This is a genomic window from Croceibacterium soli (genome assembly GCF_009828065.1).
Lineage (GTDB): Bacteria > Pseudomonadota > Alphaproteobacteria > Sphingomonadales > Sphingomonadaceae > Croceibacterium_B > Croceibacterium_B soli.
In genome coordinates this window covers 16532-39026 of record NZ_WTYK01000008.1, presented here as the reverse complement: position 1 = coordinate 39026, position 22495 = coordinate 16532, and the positions used below count along the sequence as shown (strand labels likewise).

Genomic DNA, 22495 nt, shown 5'->3' with positions numbered 1-22495 from the left:
GCAACGTCAGAGAGTGACTCGAGGCGATATCTGACCATGAGGCGGGCTAGAACATACACGGAACATTCCGCAAGGGTTGCTCCGTTAACCAGCGCGAGTCTGGGCGCCTTTCCACGGCCACGGCTCGGCAATTTCGCTGACCATCAGCTCTGGATGCGAACGGCACACCACAGTGGAACCGCCTGGAGACCCGCTCAACCAGCCCGACCAGTCATGCCCCCAGAGGGTCAGTGGCACGTGATCATTCACTTCGCCACATGGATGCAGGCTCAGTCCACGAGTGATAGGCAGGCTCCGCCCAGTGTTGGAGCGGAGTTCCCGCGCCCACAACGGTTCCGGGGCGATGTGGCTGTTGGCGTCTCGTTCGCGATGTCGACAGCTCCATCTCAGATGATGACGAGGCAGTCCTTAGGTGTCATCATCCCTCCAGACCCAAACAGGGCGCGGAGAGGATGTATGAGATTTTCTACGGGTTGGGCAGCTGCTTGCGTTCTAGCGCTTCTCGCGCCGGCGGCGCAGGCACATCACAGCATGGCGATGTTCGACAACACCAGGGAGGTTAAGGTCTCCGGGAAGGTTCGCGAGTTCCAGTGGACAAACCCGCACGCGTACATCCAAGTGGTTTCGCAAGACGGATCGGGCAAGAGCGTCGAGTGGAGCCTCGAGATGGGCGCTCCGATGTACCTCTATGCGCGAGGCTGGCGACCCAAGACGCTCAAAGCCGGCAACGATGTCGTGGTGACGATCTACCCGCTGCGCAACGGCCACCCTGGCGGGGTGGTGCTCGACGTCACGACACCGGATGGCAAGAAGATCGGAGGGAAGGTCTAGGATGAGCCGCGCAAACGTGCTGGCCGGCGCGCTGCTCCTCGTCTGCGGCAGCGCCGCAGCCGGGCAGAGCTCGCCGCCAAGCCGCGTCGAGACCTTCGCCGATCTGCCCTATTGGCCGGGCTACTGGGTCAGCGAGTACACCTTGGGCACTGAGATCAGCGGTATCGCTCCGTCAATCCGCCAGGCGCGCGAAAAAGGCGAACCATTGCGCAACTTCATGAACCTCGCCGGTGCGAGTGCCCCGTGGAACGAGGAGGGCCGCAGACGCTGGGCGGAAGTGCGCGAGATCGCCCGCGGCCGCAAAGCGCAAGGATGGGGATTTCCGATGATGATGAACGCCGCGACGCCGGTGCAATTTCTCATCACACCGGAAGAGGTGCAGATCTCCAACTCCTACAACGAAGTCCGCCACATCTACACCGACGGCCGCGCCATGCCGCCCGAGGCGGATATGTGGCCCACGGTCTACGGAACTTCGATCGGGCGCTGGGAAGGCTCCACTCTGGTGATCGAGACCGCAATGGTCAGCAACCCGTCCGATTACTTCCACGGTGCGCCGCCGTTCTCCGAACAGGCGCGTTATCTCGAGCGGATCCGGCTCGAAGATGACCGGCTCGTTGCGGACGTGACGGTGACCGATCCCCTGACTTTGCGCGAGCCGTGGACCGTCACCGTCTCCTGGCTGCGAGACGCGGGCTTCGACCGGATGATCCAGATCGACTGGAACAACGACCGGACTAGTTTCGACGGCGACTACAACACGATCGAGGCAGAGGTGGTGGAATGATCTTGCAACGTATCAGCATAATGGCCGCAGCTCTGTCTCTCGCGGCTCCGGCAGCCGCGCAGACGCTGCCGGGTGAAAAGGCTGCCGAGATTTCAGCCATCCCCGGTGTGGTGGCCGACGGAGCCGAGTGGCGGATCGCCTGGTCCGGGCCGATGACCGCCGACGGGATGGCAGTCGCCGCCGACGGCCACCTGCTGTTCGCGCAGGAGCAAAGCAACGCGATCTGGAAGCTGTGGGCCGACGGACGCGCATTTGTCGAAGTGCCCTATGTGCTCGGCGCCGGAGCGGCGTCGGTCGATGGCCGAGGCAACATCTACGCGGTGGAGCGCGCTTGCACCGATCCTGGGTTGAACAAGCTGGAGTGCAACCGCCCCCCGGCCGTCATGCAGCTCACGCCGGAGCGCACGGTGTTAGCGGACAAGTTTGCCGACGGCAGCGGGCTTGGCCGCCTAAACGACCTGATCGTAGACGGCCGCGGCGGGGCCTATTTCACGCAGGGCGCGCTCTACCACACGACGGCCAATGGCAACGTAACTAAGGTCATGGATGCCGAGGCGTTCACCAATGGGGTTGTGCTCAGTCCGGACGGCGACACGCTCTACGTCACCGACATGCGCGATGTGATCGCGTTCGATCTCGCGGAGGACGGTACGCCGTCGAACAAGCGGACCTTCGCGACCCTTTCGCAGGATACCCAGGGCTTCGGCGGCGACGGCATGGCGGTGGATTCTCAGGGTCGTCTTTACGTCACCGGCGATGCGGGCATCTACGTCTTCGCCGAAGACGGCGCGGAGCTCGGCCTCGTGCCCGTGCCCCGCCGCGCTATCACACTTGCTTTTGCGGGGCCCGAGAGGAAGATCCTCTATGTCGGCGCGATGGGTGCAGTCACGCCGGATGCGGCAGCATGGCAAACCCCTGAAGGTGTGCGCAACGTAGCGATGACGATCTACCGGGTGCCGGTGCTGACGGCAGGGCCGCGGTAGAGGCGCCCACAGGACTGGCGGAACTGCCGGAGGGCAGCGACGCGCCGCCCATATGGGCTGGTGATGTCGCCGGGCGGGGCATTGCCAGAAGGGCGACGGATTACCCGATCCTCCGGTGCCGCTGCTTGCAGCGTGCGCATCATCCAGTTTCCGGCCATAATCCGACCGGGCACCATAGTGGCGGCTCTCGGTTCTATCGCTAATGTCTGGGAACAAACTTCTCGGCGAAGCCGCCGAACCGCTGCTGCAAGTGGACCGGACAGTCCGCAGCGTCTTCCTGCCTTATCGGGGCACTCTCCCGGTGAGAATCCTCTCCTGGTTCAGCGGGCTGGGAGATCAGCCGCAACTGCGTCTGCTCGCAGGGGGAATGCTCGCCGCCGGGCTACTTCGTTCAGATCCGCGCATGGCGCGCGCAGGTGCACGCATGCTCCTCGCGCACGAGGCGGCGACCAGTGCAAAGGACATGATCAAGGAAAGGATCATCCGTTCGCGGCCCCGCCATGCAAGAACGGAAGCCGAGCAGGAACCGCGCCCCGGCCGTGACGAACGCAAGGAGCAGTCCAGCTTTCCCTCGGGTCATACGGCAGGCGCTGTCGCGGTAGCGCGTGCGTTTTCCGCAGAGTACCCGGAGCATCGGCAAGCCGTGATCCGAGGTGCGGGCCTGGTCGCTCTCGCGCGCGTTCCTGGCTGCGCTCACTACCCGACCGACATTGCCGCTGGCGCTTTCATTGGGGCGGTGGCCGAAGCTGCCTTGGGGATACTCTGGCAATCTGCGATCCGCTTGTTCTCGCGCCAAGAGGGCGCTTCCAACAACCATGAATGTTGAAGTGGCCGCCCGGCGTTGCAGCCCTCGCTCTGCACTCTCACGATGGTGCTGTGCGAGTTCCAAACCCGGTTTAGGGGGCATTCCGTCGGCGACCGCCGGTCGCGGAGCTGCGAAAAGAAAGCAGAGCGACTGACGGCCGGAGAGCGGGGTTGTACGTCCGCCCATTTTCTATTCAGCGAGATCGCCCGACACAGTGTCACGCAATGTATGGCGCGACCTGCCTTAGTGGGTTCTCTGCGCTAGCACTGCCGTAGATCGACAAATTCCATACCTGAGCAACCAACAAGCACTTTGGATTTGCGTCGGCTGTCCGTGACGGACACCCTTCGTTTCCGGGATCTCTGAACGGGGGTTCCGATGAGGCACCAGAGGCACACCCGCTGCAGAGCGAAGCGAACCGCGCGGAGAAGGATCGGTTAGTTGAACTGCCGGATGCACATGTCCCGGGCGCTCAATCCTCCCCGACCCCGCCGTTCCTCCCGCTTCATGCAGCCGAGCACTTGTTGCCAAGCCTGCCGGTACGACAATGAGTTTGCTCGTGCGTAGTCGGCGACCCACTCGGGCGAGGGAAGGCTGAAGAGACGCTCACTTTGCGGCTCGGCAACATTCGTGATCGGATCGCCGCCGCAATGCTGACGGAGTTCTCGCACGTCTGGGTCGGAGTCGTCGATAGAGTTTGGCCCTGGCCAGGAGCCGATCTCCCCGATCCTGTAGCGCCGGCTCTCGTCCTCGCTCGACACGACCAAATACCCTTGATCGTCGAGGCCGAGCTGCGTTTGCCGGCCGAACAAGACGAGAGGGCCACGCTCGTCCGACCGACGAGGCTGTAGCCGAAAACAACCGTCCTCGAGAACGATGCGCCCGCTGTATCCACCGGTCAGCTGAATGCCCTTGGCTTTGCTCTCGCGTGGAAAAACTCGAACGTGCCGGGCCAGTGAAGGCTCCGCGAACGCTGGCGGCCGCGGCTGCGGGAATATCAGCTTCAAACTCGGGCCGAGCTCCCAGCCACGTTCCGCGGCAATCCTCCGGAACTCGGCCTCCTCAACCGCTGACCCGATCTCAAGCATGCCGGTGATCGGATCGATCGCCAGCATGTTGATGACATCGCCTCCGTCCATCCGGCCGGCCCACAGCGATCGAAGATGCTCCTGTTCGGCGCGGCTGACGCCGCCTTCGTGAGGGCGGAACAATGGATTGGAAGTGTAGCGCGCAAGCGTCGCTACTGCGTCGTGCTTGAACCAAACCTCGGCTGCCACTTCGGGCTCGCGCACTATGCGCAGCTCTACGAAGTTTTCCGCCTCTCGAGCCGCGAGGACCTGCATCAGCCGCTGAAGTTCCTGCTGGAATGCGGGAGAGCCATTCGCACTTTCCCAAGCTCTCGCCCTCACCTCCGGATCGGCGGAGCTCGTATCGCGCGCTAGGCCGTCTACCGCCCGGGGTTCTGGAGGCGGATCATCGGGCCAAGGCGAGGGTGGTACTTCGTCGATCGTAAGAAAACCGGCGGCGGACAGGCGAGAGGCGGTGGGCAGGTGCCTCTCTTGCACCAAAGATGGGTCGCCTGGAGCCGTAGAGGCTACACATGCGGGCGCAAGAAGTGCAGCGAGCAGTGCAGAGGCGCGGCCGATCACGGCCGATCAACGGTATAAGCTGGAGTCAGGTTCCTCAGCAGCGGACGCGGCTTGCGGCGCCTGATCCTGCAGTCTGCCCGCGACGACAAGGTCGTCGGAGCCGTTCGGTGCCTCGGCCGTTTTTCCGCAAGGCGCTCCGCCGTTCTCATGCTTGTCTTGCTGCCTCTCGCCGCCTGCACAGCCCCTGCAGACACCACCGCGCCGCCGGAGACCGCGGCCCCGACGCCGCGCATCACCGCCGAGATCGCCGACGACGGCACCTTTTTGCGACGGATCGATCCACTGGGCGGTCAGTGGAAGGTCGGACAGCTGGGAGAAGCAGACTATCGTCGCTTCGATGCCTGGATCGGGTTCAGCGGCGGCGGCTTCCTGAACCTTGGCGCCGGCTGCGGCGGCGGGTACCCGGCGCTCTACCGCCTCGAGGGCGCAGATATCTCCGTCACCCGGCTCGAGTCGATCCGCACGGGTAAGTGCGCTGGATCCGCCGAACTGGCCAGCGGTTCGGCTGCAGCGCGCGAAGCCGCGGCCGAGAGCGAGCGCCAGCTGGGCGCCTTCATCGATCAGCTGAGCCGTTGGGAGCGACACGGCAACACGCTGCTCCTGGTTGCGCGCGACGGCACCCGTGCCGTGCTCACCAGGCCTCACGAACCACACCCGGAGCTTGCCGGCCGTTGGCGCATCGAGAGCATCGGCGGTGAGCCGCTGGTGACGGAGCGGCGCCCGGCGACCCTGTCGATCGGCTTCAATTCAATCAGCGCACATGCGGATTGCAACAGCATGGGCAGTTCATTCACGACGCCTGCGCCCGGGCGCATCTCGGCCTCCGCCGTTCGGCGGCTGAGCGGCGAAACCACGTGAACGGCGAGTGGCCGCTTTACCAGGGGATGCGGTCTTCAGTAACCGGCTTCACGTCGCTCATCTTCTCGTGGGCGATCAGCCACAGGCCGCCATGGTTGCGCCACATGGTGCTGAATGTCTGCCGCACCGGTATGCCATCTTCCTCCCAACGCAGCTCATGAGTCGTGTAAAAGACGTGCTTCGCCTGTTGGTTCGTGCTTACGATCCGCTCCACCCTCAGACGTCTGTCCGCTTCGGAATAGGGTGCATCCCAGTCCTGTAGGTGCCGCGCCCAGTCCACAACCATCTTGCGCCCCCGGTGGGTGCCAAATGGGCCTTCCAGGACAACGTCCGGAGCGTAAGGGTCGACGAATCCCGCCAAGGTCTTGCGCTCCCAGGCGGCGGCCATATCGAACAGCTGCCCCGAGACCGCATTTGAGGCCTGGAAATAGTCGGGAGACGCCCCCGATGGACGCCGACGCTCTTGCTGCCGGGGAGCGGTGGTTTGCGGTTCCCCTGAGAGTACTCGACCCTTTTCGGCGGTTCGCGCCAGTCGCGCAGCGAGGCCATCTACCCCGCAGCCGAGGCGGCCGAACTTGTCCTGCCCGGCGTGCATGATCACGAACAATCGCGACGTCCCCTCACACTTCGCAGCATGATCGTAGGTGTCCTCCGCCCAAAGCTCTTGCCTGTGGAGGAGCCGGTTGATCTCCAGGCCGAGCTCAACCGAGAGCCGCTTGGTCTCCCCTGAGCGCATCTCGTACCAGCCGTATTCGTCTTTGATCAGCAACCTTGGCGGCCTTTGAGATCCTTCTTCTCCGACGAGGATGAACCCCCAGGTCCTCCGCCAATCCCGCAGCTTTTCGATCAGGGCGATGTCGCCGAACGCAGCGCGGGCGCGGTTCTCGAGACCTTCCCGCTTGTCCATCATGATGATCTGTTCGAGTGTGGGCGGCGCTACCGTCGCCTGAACCGGTAAGGTGAGGCCCAGCGCTGCTAGTGCAGCGACCAGTGAGGGATGTTTAGGCAATCATTCGGTCCCGTGCAGCCGGCCTTGAGACATACTTTGCGTGTCGCGTACTGAACCGGGCCTGAGCTGGAGTTCACCCTCAAGGCTCAGCCAAAGTGCCTCGAACGCTTCAGCTACCTTATCAAGCTTGCGCTACATGCCGCGCCGCCAGGCGAAGTACTCGTCGAGTGCCGCTAGCCGCTGAGCTCCGGGAAGCGGGATCGGCTTGGCCTCAGCGCCGAGCTGCATTACCGTCTCGCGTCCTGCGGCGAATTGTGGCCACAGCGGCAGGCCAGCGCCGTTGGGATTGCCGGTCTTGGCAAAGTTGATCCAATAGCTCTGCAACTGGCGGCTGAGCGCGCGGTCCTCTGCGGTCCAGGCGGTGCGCCGCGCGTCCTCGTTGCCAAACACCAGCGCCACTTCAGCGCCGTGAGCTGAACCGTCCGGGCTCTGTGCGGTCGGCCGATGAAACCAGTAGGTGAAGACCGGCGCCTTGCCGTTCCCGCTCTGCAGCCGCGCCCACGTGTAAGCGGGCCACAGGAAGGTGCTGTCGCTGTTCAGCATTCCGGTCGAGCGCTGGGCCTCGGCATCGGTTGCGTGCGGGTAGGCTCGCAAGACCGCCTCGGCGCGGTCGCCGTAGTTGGTGCGCACCATCTGCTCGAACGCGGCGGGAGTGATGTGCGTACGAGAGGGGGCTTCAAACGAGTTGGCGCCGAGCAGCACCGGCACGTCGTTGAACTTCTTGGATTTCCAGAGTTCGTAATGATCCCCCGGGATAAGGTTTCCGTCAGCCACCGGAGCGAAGCGCGGAGATCCTTGTGCTCGTTGCGCTTCGTCGAGCGCGGCCGCCGGAAATGCGCGGGCCTCGGCAAGCGTGCGCACGCCGAGCCGCTCGAGCCAAGCTTTGCCGCCCGCTTCAGCGAACGGAAGCGCGGCGATAATTGCTCCGCCCCAGGGCGCGGAAGTCTGCACCGGCTGGAAGCTTGAGCCGCTTTCGGCGATGACTTTGTGGAACAGACCTCGGGCGAGCGGCGACGCTGCGAGATTGCTCACCGCCTGCCCCCCGGCCGAGTGCCCCATCATCGTGACGTTGGTAGGATCGCCGCCGAAGTTCGCGACGTTGTCCCGCACCCACTCGAGACCCCTGATCTGATCGAGCAGACCGTAGTTGCCCGAACCTTGACCGCCTTCCGCGCTGAGCTCGGGCGTGGCTAGGAAGCCGAACGGCCCGAGGCGGTAGTTGATCGAGACGAACACAATGCCCTGCCGAGCAAGGTTCGCCCCGTCATAAAGCGGCACGCTGCTCATGCCCGAGTTGAAGCCGCCGCCGTGAATCCAGGCGATGACGGGCAGCTTGTCCGTGGCTGCGCCGGCCGGCGTCCACACGTCGATGTAGAGGCAGTCCTCGCTGAGCGGGGCTGTTGAACCCATCTGCCGGGCCAGCGTCTCGCCCTGCATGCAGGCGGGGCCGAACTCGACCGTGCGGCGCACGCCGACCCAAGGGATCACCGGCTGCGGCGCGCGCCAGCGGTTGGCACCCGCGGGCGGCGCGGCGAACGGGATGCCCTTGAACATGGACAGGCCGTTTGCAGATTCGCCTTCGACAGTGCCGCCGGTCGTTGCCGCTTGCTTGATCTCGGCCGCAGCCGGGGCCGCTAAAACCGTCAAAGCCAACCCTGCCCAGAAGCCCCTCATCCACGCTCTCCCCTTCTTCTTGAGAGATGATCTGCCTGCGTGCGAAGGCTGACGCCAGCCTGAAATGACGCTCCCCAATGTAGAGGCACGAACCGCCACCAAAACCATGAGTGTCAATCTGCGTCGGCCGCCGCAAGTTACGAGTCCCCGCCGAATATTCGTTCGCTGACCAGCACGCTGACCACGCGCATGCCGAGGCTGGCCCTTGCCTCGGCCAGGCTGAGCTCGGCCGGCAGGCCTTTCCCCCCATCGCGAACGCTCAGCCGGTGACCACCGTCCTTCACCGAATAGCCGACTTCGATGGTCCCTCGACCCGAGGCAAGGTCCTTAAGATCCTCGATCTGGGCCTCGTCGATCGGCCTGGGCTCCTTGTCGATGACTCGCAAAGTCCCGAGGTTGTGACCATCGGCCGTCGTGAGGGGCACGCCTGCGTAGAAGCGCAGACCGAACTCCCCTGCAACGAGGGACTTGCGCGGACCGGAGCGGGAGGTGAGAAGCGCGGCGCTGACTTGCGGGGCCCGAGGAAGTCACCCCGATCGCCTTGGACGTCTTTGGGCTGCACGATCTGGCGACCATCTGCTTGGGCAGCTCGACGCGCCCCGCTCAGCTTTTTCGCAGCGTATGCGCGGTCTGCGTGGACGAACATCAACCGCTGCAACTTGTTTCCAGGACGATATCGAAACACGCGCTGGGCATAACCTTCGTGAAGTAGAACTCCTCCGCTTCATGCCACTGCCGCTCCCAGCGTCCGATCTGTCCCTCCCTAGTGGCCAGTCGGGCCTCGCGAACTGCGTCGGGCACGAGGAGCAGCACTCGCACATTCAGCAAATCACTTAGCTCCGGGCGTGCTGCGTAGACACCTTCCAAGATCACGATAGACTTTGCTTCGACAGTCGTTAGCTCGTTGCGCAGCCGTCCGTCAAAGGCGTCCCAATCAAAGGCCCGCCAAGCGGCGTCACGCCCCGCCGCCAACGCCTCCAGTATGGAGCGCTGGCGCGTCCAATCGATACAGGCGGCGGCGCGCGACTCTGGACCATCGCTTCGGAGCGCAGCGCCGCCAGCATAGAAGTCGTCTCCCTCGATCAAGGCAGCACCGAGCCTGTCCGCAAGCATCAGCGCCAGTGTCGACTTGCCCGCGCCACTCCGGCCATCGAGAGCAACTAGCAGGGGGCGGGGCGAGCGAAGTGCGCGCGCGGTGATCAAGGTCGAGACTTCATCCGGGTTGCTTGTCCACACGCTCATTTCAGGCGCGCTCATTCAGAGGTGCGATGTGATCAGTGAAACCAGTTCCACTTGGCCGCGCGCGCCTGTCTTATCGAATATACGCTTCAGGTGGGTGCGTACAGTTCCAGTGGAGATGCCACACAAGTCGGCAATGCGCTGCGGCGACTTCCCCTGTGCTAAGTAGCTTGCGATGAGCGCCTCAGTCGGGGTTAGAGCGAAAAGTTCCCTCCCGAGTGACATCACTAGCGCGTCGCGTTGGCGCGGCGGTCGGGCAATGAGAAGCACGTTTGCTCGGAACGGCAGCGCGTGTCTGGCGGGAAGCCGCAGCACCTCCAAGTAGAGAGGAATACCAAGGTCGTCGCGCACCACCACCGCATCCTGATCGTTTGCGCCACTCACGGACGATAGAGCCGAAAATAGGCTCTCCTGCGAGGACAACTGAGCTGCGGCAAGTTGGCCGTTTCGGGCTGTTAACCACCGACCCTCGCTCACCAACTGTTCGGCCGGTGCCGACATGCCAAGGATCTTGCCCTCACTGGTGCATATGAACGCATGCGCATCCATGGCGTCGAAGGTGCCGGCGAGTATACTTGCTTGCTGACCTTCGAGGGCGATCTGCAGCCTGATGGATCGGCGTAGAGCGCCTGCGAGATGCGCGAAGGCACGCTTCTCCTGCGCCGTCATCGGGTCCTGCGAAGCGTCGCGGAAGATTGCGGCGCCGACTACAAGATCGTCGTGCTTGAGCAGGTTCGTGATGCAGGTGTAGCCGATCGCGTACCTGTCGATCCACTCGCCAAACTCAGGCGATCGTTGCCGATCCTGCTCAAGGGTGAAATCGCGATCGTCTAAGATCGCCAGTTCGGGGGCAGCGACACCCAAGCGCACTCGCGAGTTTATCCACGGGTCTGCGCCGCCCGCTTCTTGAAATTCAACCGCAGCTTCCGGCGGCATATTGGTCATGAGATTGTACGGTAGCGTAGATCGGCTACCAATGCCGATCAGCTGGCCATTACGTGAGTTCAAGGTGGTCGCGAAGGACTCGATCGCACGGTCCCACCCCGCCAGTCCCAGCGCCGCATCATCGAAAAGTTCAACGGTATGGCAAAGGTTTCCCTCAGCAGCTCTCAAGGCGCGCCCCCCAGCAGTTCGCGTTGTTAAAACAATCTGCTGCGCCCGAAGTCCAGAGCGAAAATCGTCTTGGGTATACCATTTGAGAGACGACGCGAGCTTCGCGCCGCGGCAGGAGCGGCGCCTCGACTTAACGCGACGGGGGGCTGATCTCCCTCGTCATGGGGGACCATCAAAATGTCGCTTTCTGCAAAATCTCGCCTGCTCGCAACCAGCGCCGTCGCCGGACTGTGCGTCTGGCAAACTCATCTGCCCGCCGCCGCTCAGGATGCATTTGGGATACACGTCGACACGCCGGAAGGGCAGGTCATCGTGATCGAGAACGGAGAGATCGTCGAGGGCGATAGGATTGGGGTCTATGCCGAACAAGGCGCACTGGATCTGACGGTTGAAACAGGCGCCCGCGTGCGTGGCAACGGCTTCTACGACGGCTTCGGCGCGCCGCCGGAGGCGGGTGTCACGATCGCCACGGCAGGATCGAGCGTCGATAATTCGGGCAGCATTTCTGGTGCGGGTGCGGGTATCACCACTGCATACGTATACGACAGCGCGGCCGACATGCTGGTCGGGCAAGCGATCGGCACGGTGGTCGTCAATAACGGTACGATCGCGGGCGACAGCAACGACGGCGTCCGCCTGATCGGCGGCGGCAGCGTAACCAACAGCGGCACGATCCTGGGTGCGAACTGGGATTTCGCCGACGGCATCTCGATGTACGCCTACGCCGACCAGGCGAAGGAGGACTACAGCGCGCTCGTGACCAACGAGGCAGGGGGCGAGATCGCCGGTCAGCGTTTCGGTGTGATCCTCTCGGGCGGCGGCGACGTCGTCAACGACGGCGATATCACCGGCGTCGCCGGCGGCGTCCTGGTCCAGGGAACTGCTCTCGACAGCGAGGAGCGCAGCGGATTGACCGCCAGTGTGGTCAACAGCGGCACCATCAGTGGAACCGGCAGCTTTGGAGGCACCTACACAGGTGGGCAGGGTGTCGCCTTCGGCAGCGACATGGCGGCCGCGACCCTAGTCAACAGCGGCACGATCACCAGCGCGTTCGCCGAAGCGGTCAGCCAGGGTTCGCTCGCTGACCTCACGATCACCAACGAGCAGTCGGGCGTGATCGAAGGCGGCACCTCCGGCATCTACGGCGGATCGAGCGGCACGATGAGCATCATCAACGCCGGGACTATCCGTGGCAACGGCTCTTACGACGGCTTCGGCGCGCCGCCGGACGCGGGGATCACCATCGCCACGGCAGGATCGAGCGTCGATAACTCGGGCACCATTTCCGGTGCGGGTGCGGGTATCACCACTGCATACGTATACGACAGCGCGACCGACACGCTGGTTGGGCAAGCGATCGGCACGGTGGTCGTCAATAGCGGTACGATCGCCGGCGACAGCAACGACGGCGTCCGCCTGATCGGCGGCGGCAGCGTAACCAACAGCGGCACGATCCTGGGTGCGAACTGGGATTTCGCCGACGGCATCTCGATGTACGCCTACGCCGACCAGGCGAAGGAGGACTACAGCGCGCTCGTGACCAACGAGGCAGGGGGCGAGATCGCCGGTCAGCGTTTCGGTGTGATCCTCTCGGGCGGCGGCGACGTCGTCAACGACGGCGATATCACCGGCGTCGCCGGCGGCGTCCTGGTCCAGGGAACTGCTCTCGACAGCGAGGAGCGCAGCGGATTGACCGCCAGTGTGGTCAACAGCGGCACCATCAGTGGAACCGGCAGCTTGGCCAGCGGCGTCGCGTTCGGCAGCGATATGGCAGCCGCAACGCTGGTCAACAGCGGCACCATCAATGGCGCCGCGGCAGGTATCGAAGCCTATTTCAGCGGCGCGTTCTCGCTCGCTAACACCGGAACCGTCACCGGGGAAAGCATCGGCGTCGACAGCGGTGCGCTTGGTGCAGTGACGTTGAACAACAGCGGCTCGATCACTGGCGAATCCGGCCCTGCAGTTGTCTCCGCCTCGCAGACGACGCTGATCAATTCGGGCTCGTTGCACGGTGCTGGAGGAGTGGCTGTCCAGCTCGCTGAGTACGATGACAGCGTGACCTTGCGCACCGGCAGCTCGGTTGTGGGTACCATCGACGCCGGAGATGGTACCGACATCCTGATCCTGGAGGGCGACGTTCTTGGGCTCACCTCCACGCAGGTCATCGGAAGTGCTGAGAACTTCGAGACCTTGCGCGTAGCCACGGGCTACTGGACGACCGCCAGCTACGTTGGGGACTTCGAACAGGTCGCAATCCTTGAGGGAGCGTCGCTGCAGGTCAATGAAGTCACGGTGGACGCGCAGGTCACCTCCCCGATCCTGACCTCCGATGTTCTCAACGACGGCACGCTTGTCCTGAATTTCGATCACGTAGAAATCGACGAACTGGCGATCTCCGGGTCCGGAGGGGTCACGCTCATCGGGGAAGCGGTGTACGAGGTGACCGGCAACTCGCTGACGTACACCGGTGACACGGTGATCGCGAACGGCGGCGTGATCCTGTCTGGATCCCTCGATAGCGACGTCGTAACCCAGGGCGACGGGTTCTTCACCCTTGGCCTCGGCGGAACCGCAGGGACTTATGTCGGCAGCATCGTCAACAACGGCGTGTTCAATTTCGACCGGTCCGACAACTACGAGTTCCTCGGCGACTTCTCGGGTTCGGGTACGCTGAACAAGTTCGGCGCCGGCACGCTGACCTTCAGCGGCCTCTATGATTTCGGGGGCACCACGACGATCAACGCTGGCGCGATCGCTTTTGCCGGTCAGCTCGCGGAAGACACGCAGCTCGACCTTTCCGAGGGCGGCACATTCGACCTGTCCCAGATTGAGAGCGGGGAACAGACGATCGCCGAGCTATCGGGGACGGGCGGCACCCTGCTCCTTGGTGATACAGACCTCACCGTCCAGCAGACCGCCGACAGCGTGTTCGCTGGTGCGGTTACCGGCACCGGGACCCTCTTGAAGGACGGCTCGGGCGACCTCAAGCTCAACGGCGATGGCACCGGGTTCACCGGCACCGGGCAGGTCGATGGCGGCACGCTTTCGGTCAACGGCGACTTCTCCAACGCGAACTTCCTCGTCAACGACGGCGGAACTCTCGGCGGCGCGGGTACGCTCGGCAGCACGACGGTGAGCGGCGGTACACTCGCGCCGGGTAACTCGATCGACACCATCACGTTTGTCGGCGACCTGACGCTCACCGCTGCCTCGGTTTACGAAGTCGAGGTCGATCCGGCCGGCAACTCCGACCGTACCAACGTCACTGGCACGGCAACGCTCGGCAATGCCACGGTGAACGTGCTGGCGGAGAGCGGACTCTACGGGCCGGCCACCGATTACACGATCCTTACGGCCGAGAACGGCATCTCCGGCCAATTCGGCGAAGTGCAGACCAACCTCGCCTATCTCGTGCCGCTGCTCAGCTACACGGTCGATACCGTCTCGCTGCGGCTAAGCCGCAACGACATCGACTTCTCGACTTATGCTGCCACGCCGAACCAGGCTACCGTTGGCGCCCTCATAGAGGGCCTCGAGTTCGGTACGCCCCTGTACGACGCCACGCTCGTCCTCGCTCGTGATCAGGTGGCTACCAACTTCGAGACGCTCACCGGCGGCGTGTATCCGACCTACGGTGCATCGCTGGTCGAGACCGCCTACATGTTGCGCCGCCAGGCCGCACCGCAGCCGCAAGCGGCTGTCGGAGCCTTCGTCTGGGGTACAGGCCTTGCAGGTGAGCTTAGCGCTTCAGGCAGCGACGGTGTCACGGGCTTCAAAACCGACAACGCCGGCGCGGCTGGCGGTCTGGGCTACGCCGCCGATGGGTTCGACTTCACGGTTGGGCTGGGCAAGCTCTGGCAGGACCCGGACCGGAGCCAGATCAGCGACAGCGACGTGAAGTTCGCGCTGGCACAGGCATCTTATGCGAGCACGATGGGCCTGTCGGCCCGCGCCGGCGTGCAGTTCGGCTGGATCGATGGGGCTGCCAGCCGCAACACGAGGCTGGGCACGATCTCGGCGACCGTCAGCAGCGCGTTCGAAGGAGAGTACACCTCGTACTACGGCGAAATCGGCTATGCGCTTCCGATGGGTGTCGCTTCGATCGAGCCTTTCGCTGGGCTCAATCACGTCTCGCTGGACATGGACCGGTTCACCGAGGTCGGCGGCGCGACGGCGCTGACTGTCGACGGCCTGGACCGTGACGTGACGTTCGCCGATCTTGGTCTTCGTCTCGCAGCCAACCCGGTCGGCGGCGTCGCGCCGTATCTCTCGGGCGCATATCGGCGCGCCTGGGGCGACCGCATGTCCGAGGCGACGATCGCCTTCACCGGCAACTCGGCCGGGGGAACGATCACCGGCCTGCCGATTGCCAGGAGCGCTGCAGAACTCGAGGCGGGCGTTCGTTATTCGGGAGGCGTGGTTGATCTCGAGCTGGGATACACCGGCAGCTTCTCGAAAACCTTCGACAGCAACAGCGTGAAGGTCTCGGCGTCGATCCACTTCTGAGTTTCAGAAGCCAGGTGCCCCGCCGTGCTGCCTTGCACGGCGGGGCACTTTCGTCATGTGCGTTGCTGACATCGAACCGAGCCGAAGTCGGCGTACCCTTCGGCGTGTCCGGCGGATCTCCCGACGGACTTCTGGCTAACTTGGCCTCGCCAGCACCGGTGTCCGCTTCTTAGCGGTCCTCACTGCTAGCGAATCCGCCGGAGTTGGGCGCTTAGCTGCCCGGCGGCTCAGCCATGAGCAGCCTGGCGGCTCCTGGGCCGTAAGCGGACGGCAGCTTTCGGACTTATGGCGCGGAAAAGCGGACTGGCGGGAGCCGACCAACAGCGGACATTTCCCTGGTTGGATGCTATGCGAACTGCTCAATCGGAAGGAAGCGGATGATCAGATTCGCATTTGCAGCCTGTCTCTTGCTTGTGACCGGAACGACCGCAGCGGCCGAGCGCCTGCCAATTATCGACATGCATCTTCACGCGCGGCACGTAAGCCAATACGGCGACAATCCTATGGCGCTGTGTGCGCCTTTCCTTGTCATGCCCCGGTCTGATCCGCAGAACGGGGTCGAGGCGGGAATGGCCATGAACATCGACCCGCCTTGCGCGAACCCCATTCCGGCGCTGGACAGCGACGAGCAGGTGATGCGGGAAACGGTTGCGATCATGGAGCGGCATAACATCATTGGCATGGTCAGCGGTGAGCCCGGACTAATGCGGGTATGGCGAGCCGCTGCGCCGCGTCGCATCATTCCCGGCATCGACTTTCGGCTGCCGGGAACTCCTTGCTGCCGATACGTGGAACCGAAATCAGTTGCGCAGCTCCGGAGCCTCCACGCCAGTGGAGAGCTTCGCGTGCTCGGTGAAATCAACGCGCAGTACGAAGGGGTGGTCGTAACTGATCCGCGTCTCGAACCATATTGGGCACTTGCTGAAGAACTGGACATCCCGGTCGCGATTCACATGGGGTCAGCTGCTCCGGGCACACCCTATGGCGACAACGGCTATCGGGCAGCGCTTGGCAATCCGCTCTTGCTTGAGGAGGTGCTCGTCCGGCACCCGCGGCTTCGCCTTTACATCATGCACGCGGGCTATCCGATGGCCGACCAACTGCGCGCGCTGATGTTCAGTCACCCGCAAGTCTATGTCGATCTTGGAGGGATTATCTACACAGAGCCGCGGGCGGCATTTTACCGCTTCCTGCAAGAGATCGTTGACGCCGGATATGCGGACCGGATCATGTTCGGTTCGGATCAAATGATCTGGCCCGGTGTCATTGAGCCTGCCATCAGCGTGATCGAGGAGGCGCCTTTCCTCACCAGCACAGAAAAGCGCGACATTCTCTACAACAACGCGGCACGGTTCCTCCGCCTCAGCCCAGAAGAGATTGCTCGGCACCACGCGATGTGACAGCCAAACGCTCGGGAACGTCCGCTTCCACCCACTATAGGTCGTGTACTGGATGATGCTGTCGTCCGCGAAGCGGTCCTTCAGACGAGCTGAAGGACCGCCTCAAGATCAGATCTCTGTTCGCTCGGCGAGCAACAGGGCGTCTTCGCTGTAATCCCCAGGGAGCGCGCTCCTGCACGCTAGGATCATACTGTGATTAGCCCGTGCTCTTACTCCTCGGCCTGAATGGCTAAGCGAGAGAATGGGCTCGGCTGGAGCGGCATGTCTTGGGCCGATAGCGGACGGGCAGCTTGCGAGCGGGCTTAATCTGAAGCTGCGATTTGCTCAGGCCGTTCGGAGGCTTGTCGCCAGCACGGAGCAGATCCCTCATGCTTGATGGCTCAAGCGAAGGCCTCCTTCGCGTTAGCCTGAAGCTGCTCCATCAGCGTTCTGAAAGGGAATGGGCCGTGGCTGATCCGGGCGACGCCAGCGGCCGCCCATTCCTGCTTTGAGGGGGCTCCGGGAAAGGCAATGAGGTTCAAAGGCAGCGGAACCTCGCGGACCACTCGCTCAACGTGCCTCGGGTCTGAAAGGCGCGGCACAAATAACCCGCTTGCACCGGCATCGGCGAAGGCTTGCCCGCGCTCGATGATCTGGTCTACCAAAGCCTCGTCGTGCACCTTCGCCTTGAGCATCAGGTCGGTCCTGGCGTTGATGAAGAAGTCCTCGCCGACCTTACTCCGGATGGAAGTGATCCTGTCGACCTGGTCTCCTATAGGGTGGAGACCTTCACCTCCGATGACCTGATCTTTCAGGTTGCAGCCAACCACCCCCGTCTCTTTCAGGCGGGCGACGTTGGCGGCGCCTTCTTCCGGGTCAGTCGAGTATGCTCCTTCGAAGTCTACGGTGAGGGGAAGGTCCGTAGCTGCAATGATCCGGCGCGCATTGTCGAACACGTAACTCAGCGGCACTCTCTGACCGTCGCCAAACCCGCTCGCGTCCCCAACTGGATGGCTACCCGTCGCCAGAGCTTTGGCTCCGGCCCCTGCGACAGCTTTGGCGCTGCCAGGGTCCCAAATGTTGTAAAGAACGAGAGGATCGCCAGCGACGTGAAGAGCAGCAAACGTTGCGAAGTCGGAAGACATACGGCGGTCCTGAAACTGGATGTGCGGATCCCCTAGCTATCGAATGAGCGAGAGCCGCGAAAGGGTGACATTGACGAGCAGCTGAGCTCGGCTTCGGGGCGGAACGGGTCCTTAGCGGACGACCACCCCTCACTTCGCTTCTTGGGTCTTATCCCTCCCGTCCTTCGGCCAGCATCGCATGGACGTGCCGCAGCTTGTCTGGGTTGCGCACGATATAGAGAGCGGTGATCTTTCCGTCGCGGACTTCGATCGCCGTAGTCTGCAGAGCCGCCCCGCGATCGATGCTGACGAAGCCGGGAAGGCCGTCGATCATCACGGTCGCAAGCAATTTCGGCCGGTACGCCGCCTTGCGCGCCAGCCCTCGGAACAGGCGGAGCACCCGATCCATTCCTCGGACGACATTGCGGAAAGCGAGGATCTTGCCGCCGCCGTCGGAAAAGACCGTAACCTGGTCGGAAAGAATTCCACTCAAGGCTTCGATATCGCCCTTCGTGCTGGCCTCATGAAAAGCGCGCACGAGATCCGCCGCTCCTTGCGGCGATAGCGTATAGCGCGGTCGTGCCTCACGCAGGTGGCGGCGTGCGCGCGACGCAAGCTGGCGAACCGCTGCGGGCTCGCGCTCAAGTATTGCCGCTACCTCGTCTAACGGCGTGTCGAAGATGTCATGCAACAGGAAGGCAGCGCGCTCGAGAGGGGAAAGCCGCTCCATCGCCATCATGAGCGTCAGAGTGACGTCGTCGGCGACTGCCTCCTCGCCAGCATGCTGCATAAGCGGGTCGGGCAACCAGGGGCCGACATACTCCTCGCGCCGTGCCCGTGCCGATTTGAGCTGGTCGAGGCACAGACGAGTCACGATCCGGGTGAGGTATGCCGCCGGCACGTCGACCTCGCCGGTTACAGAGCTCCAGCGCGGCCAAGCGTCTTGGATCACATCCTCCGCTTCACTGTGTGAACCCAGCATGCGGTATGCGAGGCGCAACAATCGCGGCCGCTGCGCCTCGAAATCGGCCAGGCGCTCGTTAGGCGGCATCGGCATGCATTGCTGCACCGCGCGGCGGGTGGGCGACGTGGAAGCCGACTTGAAGCCGGTTCCAGACGTTAATCGCGCCGATGGCGAAGGTCAGTTGCACCCGCTCTTTCTCGCTGAATTGCTCGGCCAGGGCGATGTACTCGTCATCCGGTGCGCCGTCGTCCGCGACCCGTGTCAGGGCTTCGGTCCAAGCAAGAGCCGCTCGCTCGCGTTTGGAAAAGAGATAAGAGTCCCGCCAAGCGTTGAGCAGGTACAACTTCATCTCGTCCACTCCGCGCTTACGTAAGTCAGTGGTGTGCATGTAAATGCAAAAGGCGCAGCCATTGATTTGCGATGCGCGCAGTTTGACCAGCTCCAACAACTCTGGATCGATAGCCTGTGCGAGCGCCTGCTCGAGTGCGACCATTGCCTCAAAGCCGGCGGGGAACAGTGCGGACGGGTTGTCGAGGCGAGGGGTCATCATAGGTCTCCTGTCATGAGCATCGAAGCGCTCGGAACTATGACGAGGCAGACTCCGACGGATGTGACATCGGCTCGAAAACTAATGAAATAGAACGAAGGTCAAGCCGTGGAAGCCAGCAAGGGCCACGAATGGGCGGATAGCGGCCAGGCAGCTCTGAAACGTCATTCTGGTAAAAGCGGACTTAAACAACTCCGGTCCTCGTGGCCGAAGATAGAGCCTGCCCGCGATCAAGCTGAGCGTCGAGATAGGACCAGATCGCGCTCACCACCACCGACCCTTCGCCGACGGCCGACGCCACGCGCTTGACGGATCCGGAGCGCACGTCGCCGACGGCGAATATGCCGGGATGCGTGGTTTCGTAAGAACTAGCAACTCCGGCTTCCGGACCGGTCCTGACAAAGCCTTTCTCGTCCAGCTCGACGAGACCCGACAGCCAATCGGTGTTCGGCGCCGCGCCGATCATGATGAACAACGCTTTTGCGCCGAGCCGCACCTGTCCGGTAGGCTCGGCGCAGATTACGGCTTCGAGCTGCTCGTCGCCCTCGAGGGCGCAGAGCTGCGAGCCGTAGCGGATGGTGATCGCCGGATCTGCCTCGAGCCGGCGGCGCAAGTAGTCGCTCATCGTCGCGGACAAGTCGTGCCCCCGCACCAGCAAGTGGACGTGCAGGGCGTGACGTGAAAGGAACATCGCCGCCTGCCCGGCTGAGTTGCCGCCGCCGATCACCACCGCCTCGGTATTGCGGCAGAAGCGCGCCTCCATCTCGGTAGCGGCGTAATAAACCCCTGCACCCTCAAGGGCCTCGAGCCGGTCGATTGGCAGCCGCCGGTACTGCACGCCTGTCGCCACAAGCACGGCGCGAGCGCATAGTGTACTGCCGTCTTCGAGCGTGGCGCAGAACCCGTCCTCGATGCGCGACAGGCTCTGCACGCGGCGCGGCATGGCAAAGCGCGTGCCGAACTTCATCGCCTGGATCTGCCCGCGGAACACGAGGTCCGCACCCGAGATGCCGCTCGGGAAGCCCATATAGTTCTCGATCCGGCTGCTAGTGCCGGCTTGGCCGCCGATCGCGGTGTCCTCGATCACCAGCGCCTTGAGGCCCTCAGACCCGGCGTAGACCGCCGCCGCCACGCCCGCCGGCCCGCCGCCCACGATGAGTAGGTCGAGCTGCTCGACTTCGGTTGTCTCCAGGTCGAGGCCGAGCAATGCCGCGACCTTGCGGGGTGTCGGGTTCTCGATGCGGGTGCCCATGTCGGTCACCACCGACGGCCGGTGCCGGACCAGCTCGCACAGCGCGATCGCCGTCTCGGACTTCTCGTCGAGGTCGTAGTTCTGGAACGGGATACGATTCCGAGACAGAAACACCGCGACGCGCTGCACCGCTGGATCGCGGTCCGCCCCGATCACGGTAACCGCGCTGCGCTTGTCCTCCAGCAGCCTCCGCCGACGCGCCGCGAAGACGGTGATGATGTGATCGCCGAGTTCCGGGATACGAGCCATCAGCTCCAGCATTTCGGTTCGCGGCACCTCGAGCATCAGCGTGTCGGCCCCGGCGCGGATCGGGGTGGTGTTGGTACCGGCGTTGAGGAAGTTGAGCTCGCCAAGGAACTGGCCTGAGCTCATCGCGCCGGCGATCAGCGTTTCCCCGGTGAACGGGTGGACGATGTCGACCCGGCCGTCGAGCACCAGCAGAAAGCGATCCATGCGCTGGCCGACGGGGGTGATGATCTCGCCCGCCTGATAAAGCCGTTCCTGCCCCACCTGGCGCATCGCCTCGAGATACTCGGGCACGAATGGCTGAGGGCTCATCGCCCGGAGATCGTCGCCGATCGTTTCCATAAAGAAGCCTGAATGCCGTGCGGTGGGCTTGTGTCAAGCGTGGCTGGGTGTAGCCGTCCGAGCTTCAGGGCCGATGTAGCCGCCGCGCGAGGATGATCCGTTTCCAGGGATCCAATTTCGGCCGGTAGCAGACCGTTTCCTCTGATGCGGCAATTGGGCCGGGAGCGGACTGTCGGTTTCCGGTGGACCAACCGTGTAAGCAGACATCTTTTTTCGAGCAGAGCGGCCGCGCCCAAAACCTTTGATGCTGATCTAGGGCGCGCTGCGCGAACCCGCGAAGCGCTGGACAACCCAATCAATGAAGAGCCTCACGCGCGGGGATAACTGCCGACTGCGCGGATAGAGCACCGACACAGGAGCCGAGGGGACCTTGTAGTCGGCGAGCACGCGTACGAGCTTCCCTTCAGCGAGGTCGCGCTCGACGTGGAAGACCGGCATCTGTGCAAGCCCAAGTTCCAACAGGACGGCGCTGCGGAAGGTTTCCGTACCGGTAGCCGAGAAGGGCGTGCTCAGTTCCACCTGCTTCACGCTCCCGGCGTGCACGAATTCGAACGGGGTGAGCGCTCCGGTCGTGACGAGGCGGATTCCAACCGCGCGATGATGGACGAGATCGTCGGGCGTTTGCGGTCGACCATATCGCCTTAGATAGGCGGGCGCGGCGCAGGTGATACGCTCGAGGGTGGCGACCTTCCTGGCGACCAGGTCGCTATCCGGCAGCGACCCGTAGCGAAGCACGCAGTCGACACCTTCGCGGATCACGTCCACCCAGCGGTCGCTTTCGCTCATGGCGATCTCAATGCCCGGATAGGCTTCGAGGAAGTCGGGAAGGTCCGGCAGCAGGAAGTGCCGCGCGATCGTCCCCTGCACCTCGACCCGCAGCATCCCCTTCGGCGCCGCTCCGCGAAACGCGCCTTCCGCATCCTCGATATCGTCGAGAATGGCCAGGCAGCGCCGATAATAGGCTTCCCCATCCAGCGTCGGCCGGACCGTTCGCGTGGTGCGCTGGAGCAGGCTGACGCCGAGACGGGACTCCAGCTGCTGGATCACCTGGGTGGCGGTCGATCGAGGAATTCCGAGGTCATGGGCAGCCTCGGTGAAGCTGCGTCGGTCGGCCACCCGCGTGAACAGCCGCATTGCATCGATACGATCCATAGTCGCTCTATTGTTTGCGTTTCTAGAACAGAGTT

Annotated in this window: 17 protein-coding genes and 1 pseudogene; 7 read left to right on the top strand and 11 right to left on the bottom strand. The window is 63.5% G+C overall.

Annotation, left to right across the window (positions count from 1 at the left end):
• The first annotated feature begins 36 nt into the window (after positions 1-36).
• The 4 genes from GRI75_RS14790 (at position 37) to GRI75_RS12570 (ending at position 3427) form a co-directional block, all read left to right on the top strand.
• Complete coding sequence (locus tag GRI75_RS14790; RefSeq protein ID WP_328597984.1) at positions 37-831, top strand: DUF6152 family protein; 795 nt, start codon at positions 37-39, stop codon at positions 829-831.
• A 1-nt stretch (position 832) separates the two neighbouring features.
• Complete coding sequence (locus tag GRI75_RS12580; RefSeq protein ID WP_160747343.1) at positions 833-1618, top strand: hypothetical protein; 786 nt, start codon at positions 833-835, stop codon at positions 1616-1618.
• A 20-nt stretch (positions 1619-1638) separates the two neighbouring features.
• Positions 1639-2601, top strand: a complete 963-nt coding sequence (locus GRI75_RS12575) for an SMP-30/gluconolactonase/LRE family protein (RefSeq protein WP_160747342.1) — start codon at positions 1639-1641, stop codon at positions 2599-2601.
• 202 nt (positions 2602-2803) lie between these two features.
• The gene (locus GRI75_RS12570) at positions 2804-3427 is read left to right on the top strand and encodes a phosphatase PAP2 family protein (RefSeq protein ID WP_160747341.1); all 624 of its coding nucleotides are present in this window, start codon (positions 2804-2806) and stop codon (positions 3425-3427) included.
• 416 nt (positions 3428-3843) lie between these two features.
• Here GRI75_RS12570 and GRI75_RS12565 read toward each other — a convergent pair whose 3' ends face one another.
• A complete protein-coding gene (locus tag GRI75_RS12565; RefSeq protein WP_160747340.1) occupies positions 3844-4749 on the bottom strand; it encodes a hypothetical protein in 906 nt (301 codons plus the stop codon).
• 357 nt (positions 4750-5106) lie between these two features.
• Between GRI75_RS12565 and GRI75_RS12560 the strand changes: the two genes are divergently transcribed.
• Positions 5107-5913 carry an META domain-containing protein gene (locus GRI75_RS12560; protein WP_160747339.1) on the top strand — a complete coding sequence of 269 codons (807 nt, stop codon included), beginning with the start codon at positions 5107-5109 and terminating at the stop codon, positions 5911-5913.
• A 16-nt stretch (positions 5914-5929) separates the two neighbouring features.
• On the opposite strand, the gene GRI75_RS12555 is transcribed toward GRI75_RS12560, so the two are convergent.
• The 5 genes and pseudogenes from GRI75_RS12555 to GRI75_RS12535 form a co-directional block, all read right to left on the bottom strand.
• Positions 5930-6922, bottom strand: coding sequence for a nuclear transport factor 2 family protein (locus GRI75_RS12555; RefSeq protein WP_160747338.1), 993 nt, complete (start codon positions 6920-6922; stop codon positions 5930-5932).
• Between the two features lie 132 nt (positions 6923-7054).
• Positions 7055-8569 carry a carboxylesterase/lipase family protein gene (locus tag GRI75_RS12550; protein ID WP_160747337.1) on the bottom strand — a complete coding sequence of 505 codons (1515 nt, stop codon included), beginning with the start codon at positions 8567-8569 and terminating at the stop codon, positions 7055-7057.
• Positions 8570-8733: 164 nt separating this feature from the next.
• Positions 8734-9051: pseudogene (locus GRI75_RS14785) on the bottom strand (hypothetical protein); the annotation flags it as partial.
• A gap of 190 nt (positions 9052-9241) precedes the next feature.
• Positions 9242-9853, bottom strand: a complete 612-nt coding sequence (locus GRI75_RS12540; protein ID WP_160747336.1) for a uridine kinase family protein — start codon at positions 9851-9853, stop codon at positions 9242-9244.
• Positions 9854-10948 (bottom strand): helix-turn-helix transcriptional regulator, encoded by a 1095-nt coding sequence (locus GRI75_RS12535; RefSeq protein ID WP_160747335.1) that lies wholly within the window; start codon positions 10946-10948, stop codon positions 9854-9856. It abuts the gene before it with no gap.
• Positions 10949-11125: 177 nt separating this feature from the next.
• Between GRI75_RS12535 and GRI75_RS12530 the strand changes: the two genes are divergently transcribed.
• Together GRI75_RS12530 and GRI75_RS12525 are read left to right on the top strand one after the other, a co-directional pair.
• A complete protein-coding gene (locus GRI75_RS12530; RefSeq protein ID WP_160747334.1) occupies positions 11126-15454 on the top strand; it encodes an autotransporter domain-containing protein in 4329 nt (1442 codons plus the stop codon).
• A gap of 377 nt (positions 15455-15831) precedes the next feature.
• Complete coding sequence (locus tag GRI75_RS12525; protein WP_160747333.1) at positions 15832-16854, top strand: amidohydrolase family protein; 1023 nt, start codon at positions 15832-15834, stop codon at positions 16852-16854.
• 380 nt (positions 16855-17234) lie between these two features.
• Here GRI75_RS12525 and GRI75_RS12520 read toward each other — a convergent pair whose 3' ends face one another.
• The 5 genes from GRI75_RS12520 to GRI75_RS12500 all read right to left on the bottom strand — a co-directional run bounded on the left by GRI75_RS12520 (position 17235) and on the right by GRI75_RS12500 (position 22460).
• Complete coding sequence (locus GRI75_RS12520; RefSeq protein ID WP_160747332.1) at positions 17235-17978, bottom strand: isocitrate lyase/PEP mutase family protein; 744 nt, start codon at positions 17976-17978, stop codon at positions 17235-17237.
• A gap of 148 nt (positions 17979-18126) precedes the next feature.
• Positions 18127-19014, bottom strand: a complete 888-nt coding sequence (locus tag GRI75_RS12515; RefSeq protein WP_202389755.1) for a sigma-70 family RNA polymerase sigma factor — start codon at positions 19012-19014, stop codon at positions 18127-18129.
• Entirely contained in the window at positions 18998-19471 is a 474-nt protein-coding gene (locus GRI75_RS12510) for a carboxymuconolactone decarboxylase family protein (RefSeq protein ID WP_235911493.1), read from the bottom strand. Before GRI75_RS12510 ends, GRI75_RS12515 begins: the two co-directional genes overlap by 17 nt.
• Positions 19472-19652: 181 nt before the next feature.
• Positions 19653-21308, bottom strand: a complete 1656-nt coding sequence (locus GRI75_RS12505; RefSeq protein WP_160747331.1) for an FAD-dependent oxidoreductase — start codon at positions 21306-21308, stop codon at positions 19653-19655.
• Between the two features lie 252 nt (positions 21309-21560).
• Positions 21561-22460 carry a LysR family transcriptional regulator gene (locus GRI75_RS12500; RefSeq protein ID WP_160747330.1) on the bottom strand — a complete coding sequence of 300 codons (900 nt, stop codon included), beginning with the start codon at positions 22458-22460 and terminating at the stop codon, positions 21561-21563.
• Positions 22461-22495 lie beyond the last annotated feature (35 nt).

Coding starts and splice junctions, on each gene's coding strand:
- GRI75_RS12580 (WP_160747343.1), top strand. CDS start 833: ATGAGCCGCGCAAACGTGCTGGCCGGCGCGCTGCTCCTCGTCTGCGGC.
- GRI75_RS12575 (WP_160747342.1), top strand. CDS start 1,639: ATGGCCGCAGCTCTGTCTCTCGCGGCTCCGGCAGCCGCGCAGACGCTG.
- GRI75_RS14790 (WP_328597984.1), top strand. CDS start 37: ATGAGGCGGGCTAGAACATACACGGAACATTCCGCAAGGGTTGCTCCG.
- GRI75_RS12510 (WP_235911493.1), bottom strand. CDS start 19,471: ATGATGACCCCTCGCCTCGACAACCCGTCCGCACTGTTCCCCGCCGGC.
- GRI75_RS12515 (WP_202389755.1), bottom strand. CDS start 19,014: ATGCCGATGCCGCCTAACGAGCGCCTGGCCGATTTCGAGGCGCAGCGG.
- GRI75_RS12500 (WP_160747330.1), bottom strand. CDS start 22,460: ATGGATCGTATCGATGCAATGCGGCTGTTCACGCGGGTGGCCGACCGA.
- GRI75_RS12565 (WP_160747340.1), bottom strand. CDS start 4,749: ATGCAGGTCCTCGCGGCTCGAGAGGCGGAAAACTTCGTAGAGCTGCGC.
- GRI75_RS12520 (WP_160747332.1), bottom strand. CDS start 17,978: ATGTCTTCCGACTTCGCAACGTTTGCTGCTCTTCACGTCGCTGGCGAT.
- GRI75_RS12540 (WP_160747336.1), bottom strand. CDS start 9,853: ATGAGCGCGCCTGAAATGAGCGTGTGGACAAGCAACCCGGATGAAGTC.
- GRI75_RS12570 (WP_160747341.1), top strand. CDS start 2,804: ATGTCTGGGAACAAACTTCTCGGCGAAGCCGCCGAACCGCTGCTGCAA.
- GRI75_RS12530 (WP_160747334.1), top strand. CDS start 11,126: ATGTCGCTTTCTGCAAAATCTCGCCTGCTCGCAACCAGCGCCGTCGCC.
- GRI75_RS12505 (WP_160747331.1), bottom strand. CDS start 21,308: ATGGAAACGATCGGCGACGATCTCCGGGCGATGAGCCCTCAGCCATTC.
- GRI75_RS12525 (WP_160747333.1), top strand. CDS start 15,832: ATGATCAGATTCGCATTTGCAGCCTGTCTCTTGCTTGTGACCGGAACG.